The organism is Chloroflexota bacterium, from assembly GCA_020161265.1.
Classification (GTDB): domain Bacteria; phylum Chloroflexota; class Chloroflexia; order Chloroflexales; family Herpetosiphonaceae; genus Herpetosiphon.
This window is the reverse complement of record JAIUOC010000003.1, coordinates 374,834-395,918: the sequence shown is the minus strand read 5'-3', so window position 1 is coordinate 395,918 and position 21,085 is coordinate 374,834. Positions and strand designations below refer to the sequence as shown.

Genomic DNA, 21,085 nt, shown 5'->3' with positions numbered 1-21,085 from the left:
CCCTTAGGACGATCCTTTGGTGGATTGGAGCAAGCGATATTCTTCGATCACTGGGCGCAATTGCGCTTGGAGTTCACGGGCAATCCCACGGCCAAATTGGCTGGATACCATTTCATTCAGTGGGCGCAATAACTCTAGACATTGGTCGGGCGTGCGGGTTGTGCCAACCAAGTTCAAGGCTTGCCACCACTCGTCAGCAGTGATTGGCCCAACCACATCGGCCACAATGCTATGCATTTCATCAAGCAAATTTGCCAAGCGCCGCCGTACCAGCACCATCGTCACATCATCGTGTTTAAGCTGGCCTTGAGTCCAGGCGCGAACTTCGCTCAGCACGCGGGCCATCAAGGCGCGTGGCTTGAGATGGCCAACTGCTTGTAACAGGCTTTGAAAACGCGGGTAGCCATACAATACTTGGTGTTCGTTGGTCGCTTCAACAATACCATCAGTGTACAACATGACTGAATCGCCATAGTTCAGTTGTAAGATGGATTCACTATAACAATCAATTTCCATAACCCCAAGTGGCACACCTGACGTTTCGATTTCAATCACTTGATTATTGATCACAATCAGATAATTGTGACCAGCATTGGCCAAGTGCATCATGCCTGTTTGCGGGTCGATTAATGCATAGAGCATCGTAACCATGCCTTGGGGCATTTCTTCGATCAAAATATTATTCACCGCTGCCAAGGTTTGGCCTGGCGATTGGCCGCGTCGCACTTCAGCCCGAAACACGGTTCGTGCTACTGCCATCCGCAAGGCCGCAGGCAAGCCTTTGCCGCTCACATCGCCAATCATAATTCCCTGCGAGCCGTTGACCGCCAGAAAATCATAGAGGTCGCCACCAAGCTCACGCGCTGGCAATGAGACCGCGCTCATTTCCCAGCCAGGCAGGCGCGGCACGGTTTCGAGCATCAAGCCCTGTTGCAAATCTCGCGCCAATTGCAAATCTTGTTCCAGCTCAGCTTGGCGTTGGTCGGGTTCAGGCGCTGCGGGCGGGGTTGGCACTGGTGGCTCAAGCGGAACCGCCACACGACCTTGGGCGCGGTGACTGAGCAGTGAACTATAGATTGCTGATTGTGCTTTTTGCATAGTTTTAGAATGTTCCTTGGCTGGCTTCTAAGCCGCCAATCCAGCGTTCACAAGCAGAACGCAGCCACCCCACGGCAATTCCATCAATAACCGTGCTACTTGAATGTTGGGCCAATTTGCGCAAGGCATGTTGATAATAACGTAAAGCGGCGGTTGCTCGCCCTTGATGGCGATAGCTCTCAGCTAAATGAAAGGCAATCGTCGGCGAATCGGGCACTAAATAGCTGGCTCGCTCAAGATAATTAATCGCTTTATCCCATGCGCCTTGGTTAAGTTCGATCATGCCCAGCACGACATAGGCAGCATCTTGCAGCACATCAAGCTCTAATGCCCGCCGCGCCTCAGCCGCCGCTTGCTCATGCTGCCCAAGATCGGCGTGCAATTGCGCGGCTAAAGCCAAAATTGCTGGCTGGCGCTGGTTGGGCGCAATACTCGCCAACAGGCTTAATCCACGTCGCTGCTGGCCTTGGCCACGCAATTTCCGCGCTTCATCCAACAAACTCGTCACATCGGGCGGCTTGCTTGGGCTAGCTGGCGCTAATGGCCGCGTACTTGGGCGTGGCCGCGCTGGTATTGGCTCGGCTGGCTTATTCAGCGGCTTGGTGATTGGTCGTTCGCTCAAGTTGGGGCGTGGTTTAGGTTGACCATCGCCTTTGCGATAGATAAACGCCCCAGCCACCTCGACCGTTTCAAAGCGATCAAAAATGCCCCACAGCGACTCGGAAAAGCCCAAGAGCAGATAGCCACCAACCGCCATCGCCGCATAAATCCGTTCGATCAATTGGCGACATGTTTCCAGCTGAAAATAGATCGTGACATTCTGGCAAAATACCACATCAAGTTGATAGGCCCAATGTGGCAGGGCATCAAGCAAATTGTGCTGTTCAAATTGTACCAAGGATCGCACGGCTTCGCTGACACGCAACGCTCCGTTGGATTGCGGTTCAAACCATTGTCTGTAGTCGGCTTGCACATTCGTTAGCGAACGACCACGATACTCGGCGGCAATCGCTCGCTCCAACGGCACATTGCTCAAATCGGTAGCCCAAATCGAAATCGGGCGGCTCGGCGGATTGCCCCATTGTTGCAAGGCAACCATGGCCATGCTATAGGGTTCCTCGCCAGTTGAGCAACCAGCACTCCAACAGCGCAATGGCCGCAACGGCGAGCGCGAACGCTGCAATTCAGGCAGAATATGCTCACGTAAGGCCCGAAAATGGGCAGGGTTGCGAAAAAATTGGGTTTCATGGTTAGCCAAGCGTTCAGCCAACCATTGCAACTCGCCGCCATTGGTGGGGTCTTGAATTCGCAATGTATAGGCAGCGGGGCTAATTTGTAATTGCCGATAACGCTCCTGAACGAGCATGCGGCCTTGGCGCATGCGGCTATCATCGAGATATAAGCCAGCCCGTTGAGCTAGATAATCGCGGATGATCATCCATTGTTCAGTGCTCAACTCGCTCATCGACGTTCAGTTTCGCTGAGCAACGCCACCAAACGCGGCGCAATCAGATCAGCAGCTAAAAATTCCATGGCAGCCCCAGCTTCCTCTGCCGCCCGTGGCATGCCCCAAATCGCGCTAGTGGCTCGATCTTGGGCGATCGTGCGAGCGCCAGAGCGGCGTAAAGCCAACAAACCTTGCGCTCCATCGCGACCCATACCAGTCAATAACACCCCGATCGTCTGTTTCGGCAACACTTTGGCAGCTGATTGCATAGTCACATCGACTGATGGATAGAGCAAATTATCGGGTTCAGTTTCCAAATGTACCGTCCAGTTGGCATCAACCCGCAAGTGATGGGTATCGGGCGCAACATAGACATGGCCATTTTTCAAACTACCCCGGTGTTGCGCCAATTCCACCGTCAAGGGCGAATGATTGTCCAACCAGTCTACCATTGTACCAACAAATCCCTCGGCGATGTGCTGCACAATGATAATGCTTGCGGGGATGCTCGCAGGCAGGCTATGCAGGAGTTTGTATAACACTCGTGGGCCGCCAGTCGAAGCCCCAACCACAATCAGCCAGCGTTGGCTTGGCGGGCTAGCCGAGGCCAATAATAAGGGAATGTTGGTTTCGGTCGTTGGCGATTTGCGCCGTCGCCCGCGCAAATGGGTCAACACTTTAACTCGTGAAAGCACCTTGACCCGCTCCAACAGCCGCATCCGATTAGCTTCGCCTTGAGCTAGGGTCAGGTCGGTTGGTTTCTCCCAAACTTCCAAAGCTCCGGCGTTGAGCATTTGAAAGGTTAAATTACGATCATGGCGGGTCAGCGATGAGGTGATCACCAAAATCGGCGTAGGATGATAGGCCATAATTTCTTCGGTGGCCTGCAAACCATCCATCACCGGCATGCGCACATCCATTGTGATAATATCGGGTTGCAACGCTGCCACCAATTGCACCGCCTCACGGCCATCACGGGCCTCGCCAACCACTTGAATCGCGGGATCATTGGCTAAAATAGTGCTGATGACTCGGCGCGAAACCGCCGAATCATCAACAACCAACACTCGAATTGGTGCAAGCGGCCCTGTCATCATTACATACCCAACAACAATTTGACCCGATTAGGCAAATCGAGCAAATCGAGATCTTTGTTGAGATAATCGTCAACTCCAGCTTCAAAGCCTGCCCGTTTATCATCCATCGATGTTAGCATGATAATTGGCAGCTCTTCAAACAAGGGATTGGCGCGTAACTGACGGCAAACCTCATAGCCATCAATCCCAGGCATCTGCACATCTAACACTACCAAATCGGGCGTGAGATCGCCGATTTTTTGCAGCGCTTCCTCGCCACTGTAGGCCAAATCGACAGCATAGCCATACATTTCCAGCCGCATTTTGACAATATCGGTAACCAGTTTGCTATCGTCAACAACTAAGATACGTTCACTCATTGAAAAACTCCTCGCAGGGGCAGATAAGCCTTGATTCGGGCGGCGCTACTTTAGCGACCAAGTAATTGATGAATCGTTTCGAGCAAGTTGCTTTGATCAAACTGGCTTTTGACGATATAGGCTTGCGCACCAGCCAACAAGCCTTCACGCCGATCGCTATCGCGGGCCAAGCTGGTGATAATGATAATTGGCAGTTGGCGCAAACGGTCATGGGCACGCACACGGCGGGTTAGCTCAAAGCCAGTTAGCAACGGCATTTCAACATCGCTTACCAGCAGATCGTAGGAATTGTGATTGAGCTTGTCAAGCGCATCTTGGCCGTTAATCGCCGTTTCAACCACATAGCCCGCCGATTGCAGCATTGAGCGAAGTAGTTCGCGGGTGGTAAATGAATCTTCCGCGACCAATAATTTGGCGGGTTGGAGCTTGGTTGGCGCTGGCAAAGCGACTGGTTTGCCCCATTCACGCGCCCGCGCCGCAATCGCCAAGGGATTGAGCACTAACACCAAACGCCCATCAGGCAGGGCAATCGCACCAGTGCATAAACGCTGTTCGTTCAACAACGCGCCCAACGATTTAACCACCACCTCACGTTCATCGACCAATTTATCGACAAGCAAGGCCAATGGGCGATTAGCTGGCCCCAAAATCACCAAATTGGAAATATCCGATGGTTGTGGCAAGGGGCCGCGCTGCTCAAGCAAGGGCGCAAGCGCTACAATGCTCACGCTGCGCTCATCAACCCGTACGGTTGGTCGCCCTTCGACGGTCTGAATTTGCCCGCCAGCAACCCGCCGCCCACCTAAACAGGCGGTCGAGGGCAAGGCATAGGTCGTGCCAGCCACATCAAATAACAACACGCGCGTGGTCAGCAAGGTAATTGGCAAAATCAGCGTGAAGGTCGTGCCTTGGCCAAGCACCGAATGCACATCGACCCGCCCGCCAACCTCGGTCACTGCCGCCCGCACCACATCCATGCCCACGCCACGGCCTGAAACATCGGTGATGATTGCGCTGGTGGAAAAACCAGGCTGCCAGATTAACTCCAAAGCTTCTTCATCACGCAAGCGAGTCGCGGCATCAGCCTCGATAATTCCCCGTTTAATTGCAGTTGCCCGAATCACTGCTGGATCGATTCCACGGCCATCGTCGCTGATAATAATTTCAATTGTGCCGCCCAACGAGCGAGCTTCTAAACGCAAGCTTGCTTCGGCAGACTTGTGAGCTTTCACACGCTCATCGGGGCTTTCGATGCCATGATCAAGCGCGTTGCGCACCAAATGTACCAACGGATCAGCCATTAACTCAATCACTTTGCGGTCGGCCTCGGTGGTTTCGCCTTCGGTGATTAAGTTAACTTCTTTGCCCAACGAACGAGCCAGCTCGCGCACGGCCCGAGGAATTGGCGCAAACAAACCAGCCACAGGTTGCAAACGGGTCGCCATGACCTCGGCTTCAAGTTCATCGACCAAGGCCTCGCTAGCAGCGCTATGGCTGCTCCAACGCTCGGTGAGCAAGCGCAACTGATTGCGCGTCGATTGGGCCAGATTTTGCAGTTGGCTGGCTAATTCGCTGGCCTCGCGCCGTTGCTGAAAGGTCACGCGTTGGCCCGTCAAGCGCTCGCTCAATTGTTGGCTCAGGCGCTCACTTTTGGTCAGCAATTTATCCAAAGCCTCAAGATCGGCGACATGCTCAAGGTGCAATTGACGGGTCACCACCAACTCACCAGCGGTATTCAACAACCGATCTAAGCGCGAAATTGGCACACGCACGGTCGAACGAGTGCTAATCACTGGCTTGGGGGCTTCGGCTGAGGCTGATTTTTTGGGTTTGGCAGGCACGGCTGGCTTAGCAACCACTGGTTCGGGCTTGGGTTGCTCAAGCACAACTGGCGCTGGCTCAGGTTCTGGTTCGGCCACTGGCGCGACAATTGGCGCAGCTTTAGGCGCTATTGGCGCAGTCGGCAAGCTTTCACCAGCCGCCAAGGCATTCAGTTGCTCCACCAAACGATCAACGTTGGGATCGGTTGGCGGCGGCTCGTTGACTTGGGAATTCAGCACTAGCAGCACATCAACACTGGCCAGCAGCACATCGTTAATGCTCGAATTCATGGCTAGCATGCCACTGCGCAAGGCCGAAAGCAAACTTTCCATGGTATGTGCCAAACGACCCATATCGACTTGACCCAGCATGCGCGCCGAGCCTTTGATCGTATGTGCCGCCCGAAAAATCGTATCAATCGCTTCGCGATCGCCTGGGTTTGACTCCAAGGCCAATAAGCCTGTGGTCAAGGCCCGCACATTCTCTTCAGTTTCTTCGCGAAACTGGCCAAAAAATGCTGATAAATCAAAACCGCCCATGCGATAGCTCCTCGCTTAGCGTGTATTGGCATCAATGTTGACCAACGAATGCAAGCGATTTGCAATCGCGGTGAGTTTGGATGCAGCGTCGGCAGTTTGGCGCGAACCAGCCGCCGTTTGACGTGAGACTTCGGCAATTTCACGCATGGTTTCAACAACTTGCTCCGATGCAGTTTGTTGTTGAGCGGTTGCTAGGCTAATTTCTTGGGCTAATTGGGCAGTATGTTCGCCCAAAACCACAATTGAATCCATCTCTTGGCCAGCACGATGAGCCAAGCTGACCCCTTGTTCGACTTCTTTGACGCTCTCTTCGGTGGCCAGCACTGAGGCGTTGGTCGCAGCCTGAATTTCGGCAATCACATCTTTAACTTCGCGCGAAGCCGCCAAAGTACGATTGGCCAAGCTCTTGACTTCGGCGGCAACTACGGCAAATCGGCGGCCATGTTCGCCAGCTCCAGCCGCTTCAATCGCCGCATTCAAGGCCAGCAGGTGGGTTTCATCGGAAACATCATCGATCAAGGCAATAATTTCGCTAATATGATGCGAACGTTCGCCCAAGCTCAAAACTCGCGAAGAAACCTCTTGTACCCGCTGCTTGATCCGCTCCATACCTTGAATCGCTTCATCAACCGATTGCTGGCCCATGGCCAACGAGGTCAAGGTTTGTTGAGCGGCAATACTGACTTGATCCGAGGCACTAGCGATTTGTCGCGCTGTAAAGCCCAATTCTTCGATGGTTGATGAAACTTCTGCCACAGCCGAGGCTTGCTCAGTTGCCCCCGAAGCTTGTTGTTGCGAGGCTGCCGATAATTCGGTAGCGGCAAACGAAAGATCAGTGCCAAGCTCGATCTGCTGAATATTTTTCTCGATCAACTGCTCATTGGCCCGCATCAAATCGGCTGTCCATTGCTCACTTTTTTGCGAATATTCAGCCAAAGCACGGCTAAAAATCGTGGTCAGGACAATCGTGGTAGCCAAGCCAACAAAAAACAGCACCGCCCCAACGCCATAGACCCCGGCGTTATTGGCAGCGGTCAGGGTTGTCACTCGAAATGATTCAAGGTTGCCCTTGAGCAGTAATAACAGACCATACGCTAAGGTAATCGCAACGCCATACGAGACAATTTCGCGCCATGTTGCGACCAAACCGACAATAAACAGCATCACCAGCAACAGCGAGACAATCAGGCTTTGATCGATGCCGCCATAGCGCACGGCACAAGCCAAGGCTGACAACGAAATTGTGCCAATTAAAACATAGGTAACAATTTGATCTTGGCCTTGATTAATCATGCGCAAGCTGAACAAGGCAATCAACCAAACCGCGCCCATCGAGACAAACAAAACCCCAAGGGCATCCCACAATTGTGGATTATTGCGCTCGTAAATCCACGCCACCAAGACCACTAAAAAAGGCACAACCAAGGCAGCCAAGGCAACAATCCGCATAATCACGCGGCGGCGATCAGTCAAATTCGTAAAATCGAGCGAGAAAAGCGAACCTAAATTCGCCATGAGCAGACTCCTTGGCACTGGTCTAGCGCTTGGCGTGTACCAGCACAAACAGTTCAAGATCAAGCATGAGGCATGGGCGTTCATCGAGCATAATAATGCCCAAAATGCTGGGGTCGAGCAAGCTATCGGAAACTAGGCTTGGCAGTGGTTGCAGGCTCAAGGCTGTGCTAATCGGGTCGCCCAATTGATCGACTACCACGCCCATAGCTGTTTGCCCAACCACAAATAAGGCTAAGCGATTGGCTTGTTGGCCAATTGGCTGCTGGAGCCACTGATTTAAGTCAATGACATCGATTGGATTAGATTGCTGAACCACGCTACTAATTGGTTGCCCGCTATTGGCAACATAATCCACACCAACCAAGGCGGTTTGGCGAATCAAGATCGTTTGATCGCCAACATTAACTGGATAAAGATCGCTGACAATGACTGGGTTAACCATTGATCGACCCAAGTAGGGCATTAAGATCAAGCCAGGTTGCAAACCCAAACGGCGTTGGCAGCAAACCTCGGCTAGCGACCGTTCCACGATGGGGAGTTGGCTCAGCCAAACCCACATCCAAGGTCAACATATCGATCACCTGATCAACCGCGATTGCACAATCGATCTGTTCGTGAACGAGCAAAAAACGACTACGCCGAGTCGGGGTAATTGGCTTCATGCCTAAAACCACCCGCATATCAACCACCGTCAGCAGCACCCCGCGCTGATTGATAATCCCCATAATCGCGGTTGCAGTGCCTGGAATGCGAGTTGGATTACGCCAACGTTCGATGCCACGCGCCTGCTCAACTGGCAAAGCAAACCGTTCTTGATCGAGGATAAAAACCACAAATTGCGCCAATTGATCCTCAACTTGGCTCACAATAGGCTCCCGCATGATTCAATAATGGTTGTATGGCTCAATTGAGCAGCAACCAAGCATTGAATCATCACAAATGGCGCGTTCTAAAGCAGCAAATCGTAGCTTAGCATAGTCGCAAGGTAGCCCAACTGTCAAGCGTACTAAAGCAAGTAATTTGTAAGGATGAAGGATGAGGGATGAGGGATGAAAGCAACCATCAAAAATTGAGGATCACACTATTCAACGCAGAGGCGCAGAGATCTGAATGGCGATAGGCTTTGGGCTATCGGAACATGTTTCGGGCAATTCACAGCAAAAAATCTAACCTTCGTGTGCTTCGTGCTCTTCGTGGATCAAAAAACAATTTGCGTGTTCTTCGTGGCTCAAAACTATGCGCCGGATAGCCGACCCCTAGCGCCTATGCCCGATAGGCTTGTAATTGGCTAATTAAATTATGGCCAGTAATTGGCTTGGCTAAGCTCAAACGGCCAGTGGTTCGGGGTTGCGGCAGATCGGTCAGCAAAATATAGTTCTGATGATCGCGGCAATTGAGCGCATTGCTGTGCTCGGTTGAAATCGCTTCATCAAGGATGATAAATTCTGGCTGATATTGCTCGTTCAGTTGAGCCGCGAGAGTGCAGGAATCGGCTTCGTAGACTGTATAGCCTGCCCGGCGAAGGTGATATCTCATGAGCGTTCGGGTGATCCAGTCGGGATCAACCAGCAAAACAGTCTTTAGCATACTTAACATCCTTATAGCGATGGATCATTTGGGCAACCATCACCACCACTATAAGAATGTAAGTTTACGAGTAAGATTACAAGCCGCGCCGTGGTTGCACGTCGAACACATAGCCCACGCCACGCACAGTCTTTAAGTAGATTGGCTTTGATGGATTGTCCTCAAGTTTGGTGCGCAACGAGCGAATTCGCACCCACAACGAGGATTGATCACCCTCTTCGCCCAAGCCCCAAGCCTTGCGCAACAGGGTTGTGGTTGCCACCGCCACAGTTGGTGTTTGCAACAGTAAGTACAAGACCCGTAGCTCAATCGGCTCCAACGGAATTGCCTCACCTTTGCGCAACAGAATATGCTGACCAAAATTAACTGAGAGATCTTCGTCAATTACCACCAACTCGCCTGGATGCAAGCCACCTTCATACGATTTGGTCAGCAGTTTATTGACCCGTGCACGCAATTCAGGGTAGCGGTAGGGCTTGGTCATATAATCATCGGCATGCTGCTCAAGGCCGCGTACAGTTGTAGCCTCATCGGAAATCGAGGTCAGCATAATCACTGGAATTTCCACATAGCGCCGCAAACGGTCGGATAGTTCAAAACCAGTCATGCCAGGCATCATCAAATCGAGAATCGCCAGATCAGGCCATGAACTTTCGACCATGGTCAAGGCCGATTGGCCTGATTCTGCCGCCATTACTTCAAACCCATCGTTAAGCAAATTGCTCACGAGCGTGCGGCGAATAATCGTGTCATCATCAACTACAAGAATACGCCATCGTGCTGGCATCGGGTGTTACTCCTTCCAAGGTAGCTGCACGGTGACCGTCGTCCCCTTGCCTACTTGGCTATCCACGCTAATTGTGCCGCCATGAGCACCAACCGCTAAATTGCAAAAGGTCAAGCCCAGCCCAGTACCCCGCGATTGGGCGGTAGTACGACCTTGATAAAATTTATCGAAAATATGCGGAATATCTTCGGCAGCAATCCCCTGCCCCGTATCGCTGACGTTTAGGGTAATCAGTTGCTGCGCTTGATCAACCGTGCCAACCACGCGAATTGTACCACCTGGCCGCGTCCATTTGATGCCATTGCTGACCAAATTGGCCAATACGCGCACCATTTTATGCTCATCAAGCACCACCAATGGCTCGGCTGGCAGATCAAGCTCAAAGCTTAGTTGTTGTTCAACCGTAATTCCCAAAACTTGCTCACTCAGCAATTCACCCAAACGCTGCAAGCTGGTGGTTTCCTGGCTAAGCACCAAACGCCCAGCCTCAGCCTTATACACATCGAGCAAATCGTCGATCAGGCGTTGTTGGGCAGCTCCGGCTCGAAAGCCAAGCTCGACAAACAATTTGCCATCATCATCAAGCTGGGTGGTCATCAAGGCATCGAAGCAGCCAACCATGCCTGCCAACGGTGCGCGTAAGTCGTGGGTCAGCATTTGAATAAAGCCATCGCGGCTATCTTCAGCTTCGCGCAAACGGGTGTAGACCGCCGCATTGGTCAAGGCCACGCTTAATTGATCAGTCAATGCTTTGATCAGGGTTTCTAGCTCGGTGCGGAAGAAATTACGTTGGGGATGCACCAAGATAAATACGCCGATGATCGTATTTTGGGCATAATTATGTAATGGCAAGGCCAGCGCCGAGCCAATTTCCTCACGATCATCATAAAAATGCTTCCAACGGGGATCGTTTTGGGCATCTTCGACGATTTGGACTTCGCCAGTGCGCAAGGCATACGAGGCCAAGCCTTCACGTAGCACCGCCTGAATCGCTTGTTCAGCCTCGGCAGGCGGCAAATGTGGTCGAAACAGAATCCGCCGCCAAACCCGATTTTGATCATCGAGCAGCAACACGCTACCACGGCTGGCTCCCAACAGCTCGTTGATCGCATTCAAGGCTTCGGGCAACACTTGATCAATATCCAACGAGCGATGCAAGGTTTGCGAAACCCGATAGAGAAAGCGCAAACGTTCTTGTTCCCGATGGAGCGCACGGCGCGTATGTTTCAAGCGCAACAGCACGCGCATACGAGCCAGCAATTCATCACGATTGACGGGCTTGGTAACGTAATCATCAGCGCCCAAATCCAACCCAGTTACCGTATCGGCGGTGGTTTGCTTGGCCGAAACAAAGATAATTGGAATAAATGGCAGATGGTTGCGCTCACGAATTGCCTGCAACGTCTGGTAGCCATCCATTTCCGGCATCATTACGTCAAGTAAAATCAAATCGGGGACTTGCTGTTCGAGCATGGTCAAGGCTTCGAAGCCGCTGCGAGCACAGGCAGTAGCATAACCAGCGCGTTCCAACATCCGCTGTAACACCATCACATTGGTGGTTTGATCATCCACAATCAAAATTAGTTCGGGTGTTGCTTGCATTCCTGTGCTCCATGCGCTGAAAATTACGAAGCCGACGCTAGCTCAGAAAGTTCCATCCAGCGTTCGTAGCTTTGTTCTAAGCTTTGGCTGACCTGCTCAAGTTCGGTGTGCAAACGGGTATAGGCTTGATAATCGCTGCCTGCGTTATTCAATGCTGCATTCAATTCGTTTTGGCGGGCTTCTAAGTTGGCGATGGTTTTTTCGAGTTCGCTCAATTCGCGTTGCTCTTTGAAGCTCAGTTTACGCGGTTTTTGCTCGCGTGGCCGCTCTTGAGTTGACGGTTTGGTTACAGCCTTGAGTGCTGATTGCTCGCGTTCGTAGACTTCACGATAGGCCGAGTAATCGCCTGGGAAGTGGCGCACCTTGCCATCGCCCTCGAAAATCAGCAAATGATCAACCGTGTTATCGAGAAAAGCCCGATCGTGCGAGACGATAATCACTGCGCCATTAAATTGCTCAATGTATTCTTCCAAAATTGCAATCGTCTGCACATCAAGATCGTTGCTGGGTTCGTCGAGCAGCAACACATTGGGATTGCGCATCAGGGTTCGTAATAAATAAAGGCGGCGGCGTTCGCCCCCCGACAAGCTGTGGATATAATCCCAATGCTGATTATTCGGGAACAAAAAGCGCTCAAGCATTTGGCTGGCGGTGCGTAAACCCTCGCCTGTTTGCACCAACTCAGCACCATCACTGACATAATCGATCAAGCGTTGGTTGGGGTTAAGATCGCTGCTACTTTGATCGTAATAGGCCACATGGATGGTTTCGCCCACCACCAATTCGCCACTATCAGGCTGCAAACGGCCTGCGATCAAATTGAGCAAGGTCGATTTGCCAACCCCGTTTGGGCCGATAATTCCCAGCCGATCGTCGCGAGTAAGCTGATATTCAAAATTGCTCAGCAAGGTTTTGCCAGCAATTTGCTTATTCACGCCATGCATTTCGATCAGCTTTTTGCCAATCCGTCGGCCTGTCGATTCAAGCTCCAAGGTTCCACGCTCTTGGCGGCGCTCTTGGTTGATCAAGGCATTAGCGCGATCGACGCGGGCTTGTTGTTTGGTGGTTCGAGCTTGCGCACCTTGACGCAACCAAGCCAATTCGCGGCGCACCTCGTTGCGATGGTCAAGCTCGGCCTTGGCGCGTTGGCGTTCGCGCTCAATTCGTTCGACCACAAAGCGCTCGTAATTGCCTGGATACGAAAATAATTGATGATCTTCAAGCTCAACAATCGCCGTCACCACCCGATCCAAAAAGTAGCGATCGTGGGTGATCAGCAGCAACGCGCCTTGCAAATTGGCTAAATAACCTTCCAGCCAAGCCACGGTAGTTGGGTCGATATGGTTGGTTGGCTCATCGAGAATCAGCAAATCGGGCTTTTCGATCAGCACCCGCGCCATCGCCACACGCTTGCGTTGGCCGCCAGAGAGCGTGCCAAGTTGGGCATCAAGCGTGGTAATGCCAAGCCGCGAAAGCACCGTTCGAGCGCTCAACTCGGTATCCCAAGCATCAAGCGTGGTCAAACGTTCGCTCAACTCGGCTACGGCAGCCAGCGCTTTGGTATCGTTAGGGTCTTGCTCAAGCTGCACACTGGCAAGCGTATATTGGCTAAGCAAGGTTGCACCTTCGCCCGCCGCCGCATACACATATTCCAACACCGTTTGGTTGGCATCCATCGGCGGATCTTGAGCCAAATAGCCAATTCGGCAATCTTTGCGCAAGGTTACGCGGCCAGTATCTGGTTGTTCTAAACCAGCAGCAATTTTTAATAAGGTCGATTTACCACTGCCATTGACCCCGATTAAGCCAATTCGATCGCCGCTTGCTAAGCCTAAAGAAATATTTTCAAACAACACTTTAGGGCCATAGGCTTTGGAAATAGTTTCTAAATTGATAATGTTCATGCATTCCTAACACATCTAGCTTATGGTGCAACATCCTGTGCACACCGAAAACCAACATTGATATTGGCAAGGTCGGGGCGGAACGAATTGCGGCCTGTGGTATGCGCTGACATCAGATCATCGAACCACGAACCACCGCGCAATACCCGCGAACCTGCGCCAGTCGGCAACTCGCGCCCATCATTGGGATGATACGGATAGGGAATATACAGCGATTGTGTCCATTCCCACACGTTGCCTGCAAGATCTAGTGTGCCATAGGGGCCAGCGTTTGGCAATGTGCCAACGGGCATAGTTCGGCCTGGCCCAAAATCCTTGTTGTTGAGCAAACTAGCATCAGCTTGATCGCCCCATGGGAAAATCGTGCGCTGATCGCCACGCGCCGCCCGTTCCCACTCGGCTTCGGTCGGTAGCCGTTTGCCACGCCATTCGCAATAGCTGCGGGCATCATCCCAGGTTACATTGACAACTGGATGTTGGCTCAGCGAGATTGGTACTGTGCGATCGGGCAACCACAATGAAAGCCCAACCGGATCAAATGAATTGGTCGGGACAGCGCGATCAGTCGCATTAATAAACTCAGCATAGGCTTGGTTGGACACTTCAGTACGATCAAGATAAAAGGCCGTGGTCGAAATTGGAGTTGCTGGTTCTTCATTTTGCAAGCCTTGCCATCCATAGACTTCTTTGTAATGCGCCAAATCTTCGGCAGTTGCGCCCATCGTCCAGCGCCCGCCCGCAATAAAATCCATGCCTTCGGGCACATAAAAATCGTTGGTGACGCAGCGAAAGCCAATAATATTTAAGGGCAATTCAGGGTCGCGTCGTTCGCGCACCGCCGCGCGAGCATTCTCAGGATTCGTGCCGCTAAAACTGCCGCGCACAATCCGCGAGCCAGGTTGGGTTGGCACTTCACGGCCATCAGCAGCATTGTAGGGGTAGGGCAAATCAAGGCTGCTCGTCCATTCCCAAACATTGCCAGCTAAATCCAAAACGCCTTCGGGCGTAGCACCATTAGGATAACTGCCAACTGCGCGGGTATCGCCAGCAACTCCAGCGCCCCAAGCATTCAGCAAACTGGCATCCCACTGGTCGCCCCATGGATAGATGCGGCCTTCAGTGCCCCGCGCCGCCCGCTCCCACTCGGCCTCACTGGGCAAGCGTTTATTTTGAGCTTGGCAGTAGGTCAAGGCTTGTTGCCACGAAACATTAATCATCGGATATTCAGCATATTGGGCGTTATCGTAATAATCAGCGACCGTCAGCGAACTACGATCAGCTGGCTCGCTACAGCGTTGTTGCTCGACACAGGCGCGATAGGCCGCTACCGTCACCTCAGTGCGATCAATATAAAAGGTTGGCAGATAGCCGCGACCAACTGGCTGCTCGTTAGGTGAGCCAGCATCGCTACCAATCACAAATGTGCCACCAGGAATCGCCAACATCCCCGGCGGAGCTGGCCCAATCACGATCGGCACAGCCGTGGCTTCGATCGGAGTTGGCTCAGCTAGGCTAGGCGTAATTTGGGCCACGCTGGTTGGCTGAACCTCAGGCGCAAATACGCCAAAGGTGCGGGCCAGCAAAAAGCCAATCAAGCCAATACCAACCAAGGCCAGCGCCAGCCACCACCAATTTGCAGCTTTGGGCTTGGCAATCGTCGCTTGATGCAGCACTGTGGCATCAGGCAAGGCGGCAACCTGATTTTGATTTAATGAATGATCGACTGCCATTTGAAAATCGCGCATTGATTGATAACGATCAGCAGGATCAGGATGCATTGCACGGTGCAGCACCTCGCTCAAGGCAGGTGGCACAGTATTACGCAAATTATGCGCCAACGGCGGGCGGGTACTTTCACGTTTGGCTGGCTCAAAACGGGTCAACAATTCGTGAATGACCATCGCCAAACTATAAATATCCGAGCGATGGTCGGTTTGACCAAAGCCATATTGCTCAGGCGGCGCATAACCAGGCGTGCCATAAATCACCGTATCGCCTTCTTGACCATGTTTGAACAAGCGAGCGATGCCAAAATCGATCAGGGCAATTCGGCCATCGGGGCGCAGCATAATATTCGGCGGCTTGAGATCGCGATAGATAATCGGTGGGTTTTGATTATGTAAATATTGCAGCACGTTGGTCAATTGGCGCATCCAATCGATCACCGTTTCCAAGGCCAACGGCTCGGTGCGGCCTTCCATTTCGGAGCGGAGCGTTTGACCCTCGACATATTCCATCACCAAAAATTCGTTTTCGTCATGGCGAAATTGGTCGATCACGCGCGGCAAATTGGGGTGACTTAGCCGCGCCAAGAGCGAAGCCTCGCGCCGAAACTCGCCAACAGCGCGTTCCCAAGCATCGGTATCGCCTGGTTGATGCAAACCCGTCATCTCTTTGAGCGCGACTGGAGCATCACCAAGCCGCCGATCGGTCGCCAAATAAACCGCGCCCATGCCACCACGGGCCAACGGGCGAACCACCACATAGCGATCAATCAATACATCGCCATTGGCAAGGCGGCCAGTCCAACGGGGTAGACCAGCACCACACTTGGGGCAAAAGCGTGCCCCAGTTTTTAATTCGGTTGAACAGCGTGGACAAACCATGAATTCAGCCTCTTGTGCAGCAGCATTGTCATCCTATTGTAGCACCCCGATCAAGCCATCTCAATCGTTAGAATGCGCTATTTGGCACTGATAGTCAGATGAAAACCCTTGACACTCAACCCCTAGAGGGGATTCGCCTTGGATAGCTCAAAAAGATGGGCAAGCTGGCCCTCGTTGATAGCTACTCGCAAGCGTTTGAGGTTAAAACTACTGAGTCTCAATGCTTAGCACAATTGAATGAGCACGATCTGGTCTAGCACTTCCATTTATGATCATTGACTTATCGTTCCAACATATGCTATACTTCGCTGCAAGCAGGAGTATGAGACGACTTATGGCAGGCAAGAAAGCATTTGAGCCTCAACGGGTTCTCGAAAAAGCCATGAACGCCTTTTGGGAACGTGGGTACGAAGGGCTATCAATCGAAGATCTCGTCCAAGTTACGGGAATCGGGCGCGGTAGCCTCTATGGAACGTTTGGCGATAAACATGCGCTATACCTAGCAGCGCTTAATCAGTATACTGCCGCTATTAAAGCCCAAACTATGGCTATTTTGGCGCAAACTGGCTCACTCCAAGTTATATTAGGCCAGCTTTTCCAAGCCCAGGTTGATGCTTTGCTGCACGACCCAGCGCGCCGTGGCTGTTTTTTGGTTAATGCATCCTTAGAAATAGCTCCGCATGATCATGCCGTTAACGAGATCATCCAGTCGGCCTTGAACGAGTTCGAAGAAGCGCTCTATCGGCTGCTGATCAAGGCGCAGGTTGCGGGTGAACTCTCGTGGCAACACGATCCCCATCAATTGGCGCATTTCTTAGTAGGAACCTTTATCAGCCTGCGCGTGCTTGCGCGGAGCCAGCAGCAGCGGGGAATGCTCGACGATATCGTAAAAACAGCGTTATCGATTTTCAACTAAATTTTTTTGACCTCATGCTTGAACGATTATTCAAACATGACTATTCATGAAGGAACAGATTAATGACATCGCAACAAAAGGTCGTGCTCATCACGGGCGCATCATCGGGGATTGGTCAAGCAACTGCGGAACTCTTGGCAGCCAAAGGATTTCGGGTTTTCGGCACGAGCCGCAACCCGATTTCACACAAGCACTCATTTACTTGGCTACCGCTGGATGTCCGCTCGGACGATTCGGTGGATGCAGCGGTTCAATCGCTGCTGGGCCAGACCGGACAACTTGATATCCTCGTCAATAATGCAGGTTATGTGCAGTTTGGCGCGGTTGAGGAAAGTAGCATTGCCGATGCGCAAGCTCAGTTCGATACCAATCTGTTCGGTGTTATCCGCATGATCAAAGCGGTAATGCCGATTATGCGCCAGCAAGGTAGCGGCCACATTATCAATGTTAGCTCGATTGTTGGGCACATTGCGCCGCCATACGGCGGCCTGTATAGCGCGAGCAAATTTGCCTTGGAAGGCCTGAGCGAATCCCTTAGCGCCGAGGTTCGGCAGTTCGGCGTGAGCGTCTCACTGATCGAGCCAAGCTATGTGAACACGCCGTTCGTCGCGCAGTGGCCAACCACCGCGATTGACGACTATACCCCAGGTCGCCAAAGTGCCCAGCAAAGCCTTGTCACAAATGCCAAGAAAGGCATGGACCCTGGCGCAGTCGCCCGTGTGATCCTTCGCGCCGCGACTAGCAAGCCCCGTCTGCGCTATCCCGTTGGCGTGGATGGAACAATCGCCCTGATGCTCCAGCGTGTGCTCCCAGAGGCAGTATTTGAGGCGTTCAAACGCCGTCTGTTCAGTGGTAGCAAGACCGCTGCCTAGTCTCATACACTGCGAACGGCAGCATGCTTATGGGAATTTCGTTTCCCATAAGCAGCGCCAGATACAACAATAGGAGCAACACCGTATGATGAAAGCCTTCTTCATCGAGCGCTATGGCAACAAGGATCGGGTGCGGGTTGGCGATCTGCCAATTCCAGAACTGCGAGATACTGATCTATTGATTCAGATCCACGCCGCTGGCGTTAACCCGTTGGATAACAAAATCAGGGATGGCGAGTTCAAAGCTATCTTGCCATATCGCTTCCCACTTATTTTGGGCAATGATGTCGCTGGGGTTGTAGTTAAGGTTGGAGCAAAGGTACAGCGATTCAAGCTAGGCGATGAGGTCTATGCTCGGCCAGCAGCAGACCGCATTGGAACCTTTGCCGAATTCATTGCAATCAACGAAGCTGATGTTGCGATCAAGCCCAAAAAACTGAGCATGGCTGAAGCAGCTTCCTTCCCGTTGGTTGGCCTGACCGCTTGGCAAGCCTTGATTGAACAAGCACAGCTCAAAAAAGGCCAAAAAATCTTCATCCAGGCAGGTTCCGGCGGAGTTGGGACAATTGCAATTCAGCTGGCCAAACATGTGGGGGCGATTGTCGCGACAACCACGAGCAAGGCAAATTTCGATTTTGTGAAGCGCCTCGGGGCCGATATTGTGATTGATTACAAGACCGAGGATTTCGAAACAATCCTGAAAGATTATGATGTGGTCTTGCATAGTCAAGAGGCAGCAATCGGCGAAAAATCGCTTCGGGTGCTAAAGCCTGGCGGAACGCTGATCTCGATTTCGGGGCCACCTGATCCGGCGTTTGGTCAAGAAATTGGCGCGAAGTGGCCCATTCGCATGCTTTTGCGCTTTTTGAGCTATCGCATTCGCAAAAAAGCGAAACAACGGCAGGTACGCTATTCATTTCTATTTATGCGGGCGCACGGCGAGCAGCTCAGCGAACTGAGTTCATTGATCGACGCTGGAATTATCCACCCGATTGTGGATCGAAGCTTTGCCTTTGAAGCAACCAAAGAGGCCTTGGACTACGTTGAAACAGGCCGAGTAAAAGGCAAGGTCGTCATCACGATGCGCTAAGCCACGCTTTGTTACAGTTTAGTAGATGGGCACATTTTTCTGTTAAATGATGCCCATCTATGGATGTTGATTAAGCGTCATTCGCAGTGCCTTTGCTGCCAGCTGATGCATCATCTCCTTTAATTCAGCTGGTTGGCGAATAGTAGCTGGCAGATCAATTTGTAACAAGCGGTGAGCAATCGAGGTTAATTCGTAGGTTTCCCGCCGCCAAATAATCCCAACGTCGCTTTGCTCAAAGGTTCCGGCTGCGGGTGGCAACACATGGCGCACCTGTTCGATCGTTGCGTCGAAAACAACCTCAACCGCATATGGTCCTGCCATGGTGGCCAACGTGGTGTGCATATGGTGTAACGCGTCGAAATCTTGGGGACGCTCAAATGGCTGATTGAGCAACTTTAGCTCTTGAATGCGATCAATCCGAAAAGTGCGCAGATCATTGCGTTGGTGACAATAGCCAACGCTGTACCAATACCCTTGATAATAGACAATTCCATAGGGATCAAACACCCGTGCCGATGAATCCCCATTGTATGTTTGATAGCTCAGCCATACCTGCTGGCGCGTATGCACCGCCACACTTAAGCTGGCGACGATGCTTGGCTGCAAAAAGGTAAGCGGTGGAGCAACATGAAACGTAATCGCCTCTTGGAAGGCTCGTACCTGATCAAGCAGAATTGTTGGCATAACCCGTTCGAGTTTGGCGATTGCACCCTCAATCGCGGTCGCATCAACTGGAAATTGCAAAGCCTGAATCATGCGCAATCCCAGCACGAGTGCCAATGCCTCAGCTGGATTAATCATCAAGGGCGGGATGGTGTAGCCGCGACCAAGATAGTAAGCACCATCGGGTCCACGCTCAGCCTCAACCGGAATGCCCATATCTTGGAGCATCACCACATAGCGGCGCACTGTGCGTTGGCTAATTTCGAGGCGACTGGCAAGCTCAGCACCGCGCATCCGCTGATGCGATTGTAAGAGTTCGAGGATCGTTAACAAACGAGTTGTTGGGCTATACATCGATTTAGAGTTCCTTGAATTAATTAGGTCTGATTCTGACCGCATTATACATTATACTCACGGAGTAAGACCGATTTATCAACAACTGCCACAGCAAATAGTGACAGTCGTGAATCACCAAGGAGCAAATTATGACAATCGCTGTAACCCCTCATCTCAACTTTCATGGTAATGCCCGTCAAGCGCTTGAGTTTTATCAGGCCGTGTTCGAAGGGGAACTTGTGCTTACAACTTACGCTGATGTTGGTGCACCAAAAGATACGCCAATCGCCGATATGATTATGTGGGGGCAAGTAACGACGGCCAGCGGTTTCCGTCTGATGGCCTACGATATTCCAACCACAGAGCAACTACCAGCACTACAAACCGTGACTTCCCGCGCCCATGGGCTAACGCTGACCCAAGCATCATTCTTTATCTCGCTCCGTGGGCAACAGGTTAACGAGGTTATGGAGTTGTGGGCGAAACTGGCTGAGCAGGCAACAATCATCGAGCCAATTACCCAAACGCCTTGGGCGCAGCTGTTTGGCATGCTTACCGATCGTTTTGGGATTACTTGGGTTGTCGATGTGGTATAGGGTTTAAAACGCTAATTAATCTATCTGAGTCCATTGATCAATATCTCTAGCATCCGACGGAATAGCTTCTGGAGCGTCCTGAAAAGCAGGCTATTCCGTCGGATTGAACAATTGACGATTGGCGCTAGAGGGTGAGCCACACGAAAAACCACTTGATCGCTTATCGCTAATGTGTGACCACATCCAACTATTAAGATCACCCCTTTTCCTATAGTCAATCGGCTGTTGCATCACCCGTACAGCGTGCTAT

18 protein-coding genes are annotated in these 21,085 nt (G+C 51.9%); 4 read left to right on the top strand and 14 right to left on the bottom strand.

From position 1 onward, the window contains the following. Positions 1-3 precede the first annotated feature (3 nt). The 13 genes from LCH85_08980 to LCH85_08920 all read right to left on the bottom strand — a co-directional run bounded on the left by LCH85_08980 (position 4) and on the right by LCH85_08920 (position 16,362). A complete protein-coding gene (locus LCH85_08980) occupies positions 4-1,098 on the bottom strand; it encodes a serine/threonine-protein phosphatase (protein ID MCA0352116.1) in 1,095 nt (364 codons plus the stop codon). 4 nt (positions 1,099-1,102) lie between these two features. After that, positions 1,103-2,563: a tetratricopeptide repeat protein gene (locus LCH85_08975; protein ID MCA0352115.1), complete on the bottom strand. Its 1,461-nt coding sequence runs from the start codon at positions 2,561-2,563 to the stop codon at positions 1,103-1,105. Then, the gene (gene cheB / locus LCH85_08970; GenBank protein MCA0352114.1) at positions 2,560-3,642 is read right to left on the bottom strand and encodes a chemotaxis-specific protein-glutamate methyltransferase CheB; all 1,083 of its coding nucleotides are present in this window, start codon (positions 3,640-3,642) and stop codon (positions 2,560-2,562) included. The genes LCH85_08975 and cheB overlap by 4 nt, the downstream gene beginning before the upstream one ends. Continuing rightward, positions 3,642-4,001 carry a response regulator gene (locus tag LCH85_08965; protein MCA0352113.1) on the bottom strand — a complete coding sequence of 120 codons (360 nt, stop codon included), beginning with the start codon at positions 3,999-4,001 and terminating at the stop codon, positions 3,642-3,644. The genes cheB and LCH85_08965 overlap by 1 nt, the downstream gene beginning before the upstream one ends. A gap of 50 nt (positions 4,002-4,051) precedes the next feature. After that, the gene (locus LCH85_08960) at positions 4,052-6,361 is read right to left on the bottom strand and encodes a hybrid sensor histidine kinase/response regulator (GenBank protein ID MCA0352112.1); all 2,310 of its coding nucleotides are present in this window, start codon (positions 6,359-6,361) and stop codon (positions 4,052-4,054) included. Between the two features lie 15 nt (positions 6,362-6,376). Continuing rightward, positions 6,377-7,876: a methyl-accepting chemotaxis protein gene (locus LCH85_08955; protein MCA0352111.1), complete on the bottom strand. Its 1,500-nt coding sequence runs from the start codon at positions 7,874-7,876 to the stop codon at positions 6,377-6,379. A 22-nt stretch (positions 7,877-7,898) separates the two neighbouring features. Further along, on the bottom strand, positions 7,899-8,318 hold the full coding sequence (locus LCH85_08950; GenBank protein MCA0352110.1) for a hypothetical protein: 420 nt from the start codon (positions 8,316-8,318) through the stop codon (positions 7,899-7,901). Then, entirely contained in the window at positions 8,311-8,742 is a 432-nt protein-coding gene (locus LCH85_08945) for a chemotaxis protein CheW (GenBank protein ID MCA0352109.1), read from the bottom strand. The genes LCH85_08950 and LCH85_08945 overlap by 8 nt, the downstream gene beginning before the upstream one ends. A gap of 397 nt (positions 8,743-9,139) precedes the next feature. After that, a complete protein-coding gene (locus LCH85_08940) occupies positions 9,140-9,463 on the bottom strand; it encodes a response regulator (protein ID MCA0352108.1) in 324 nt (107 codons plus the stop codon). Between the two features lie 76 nt (positions 9,464-9,539). Next, positions 9,540-10,250, bottom strand: coding sequence for a response regulator transcription factor (locus tag LCH85_08935; protein ID MCA0352107.1), 711 nt, complete (start codon positions 10,248-10,250; stop codon positions 9,540-9,542). 6 nt (positions 10,251-10,256) lie between these two features. Then, positions 10,257-11,852, bottom strand: a complete 1,596-nt coding sequence (locus LCH85_08930) for a hybrid sensor histidine kinase/response regulator (GenBank protein MCA0352106.1) — start codon at positions 11,850-11,852, stop codon at positions 10,257-10,259. Between the two features lie 23 nt (positions 11,853-11,875). Then, the gene (locus LCH85_08925) at positions 11,876-13,756 is read right to left on the bottom strand and encodes an ABC-F family ATP-binding cassette domain-containing protein (protein ID MCA0352105.1); all 1,881 of its coding nucleotides are present in this window, start codon (positions 13,754-13,756) and stop codon (positions 11,876-11,878) included. 20 nt (positions 13,757-13,776) lie between these two features. Beyond that, complete coding sequence (locus LCH85_08920) at positions 13,777-16,362, bottom strand: SUMF1/EgtB/PvdO family nonheme iron enzyme (protein MCA0352104.1); 2,586 nt, start codon at positions 16,360-16,362, stop codon at positions 13,777-13,779. A gap of 334 nt (positions 16,363-16,696) precedes the next feature. On the opposite strand from LCH85_08920, the gene LCH85_08915 reads away from it, so the two are divergent. From LCH85_08915 to LCH85_08905, 3 genes are all read left to right on the top strand, one after another. Further along, positions 16,697-17,278 (top strand): TetR/AcrR family transcriptional regulator, encoded by a 582-nt coding sequence (locus tag LCH85_08915; protein MCA0352103.1) that lies wholly within the window; start codon positions 16,697-16,699, stop codon positions 17,276-17,278. Positions 17,279-17,340: 62 nt separating this feature from the next. Next, a complete protein-coding gene (locus LCH85_08910) occupies positions 17,341-18,150 on the top strand; it encodes an SDR family NAD(P)-dependent oxidoreductase (GenBank protein ID MCA0352102.1) in 810 nt (269 codons plus the stop codon). An 88-nt stretch (positions 18,151-18,238) separates the two neighbouring features. Then, positions 18,239-19,240, top strand: a complete 1,002-nt coding sequence (locus LCH85_08905; protein ID MCA0352101.1) for an NADP-dependent oxidoreductase — start codon at positions 18,239-18,241, stop codon at positions 19,238-19,240. A 57-nt stretch (positions 19,241-19,297) separates the two neighbouring features. Here the strand turns inward: LCH85_08905 and LCH85_08900 are convergent, their stop codons facing one another. Then, positions 19,298-20,257: a YafY family transcriptional regulator gene (locus tag LCH85_08900; protein ID MCA0352100.1), complete on the bottom strand. Its 960-nt coding sequence runs from the start codon at positions 20,255-20,257 to the stop codon at positions 19,298-19,300. A gap of 131 nt (positions 20,258-20,388) precedes the next feature. Between LCH85_08900 and LCH85_08895 the strand changes: the two genes are divergently transcribed. Further along, positions 20,389-20,835 carry a VOC family protein gene (locus tag LCH85_08895; protein MCA0352099.1) on the top strand — a complete coding sequence of 149 codons (447 nt, stop codon included), beginning with the start codon at positions 20,389-20,391 and terminating at the stop codon, positions 20,833-20,835. Positions 20,836-21,085: the final 250 nt, after the last annotated feature.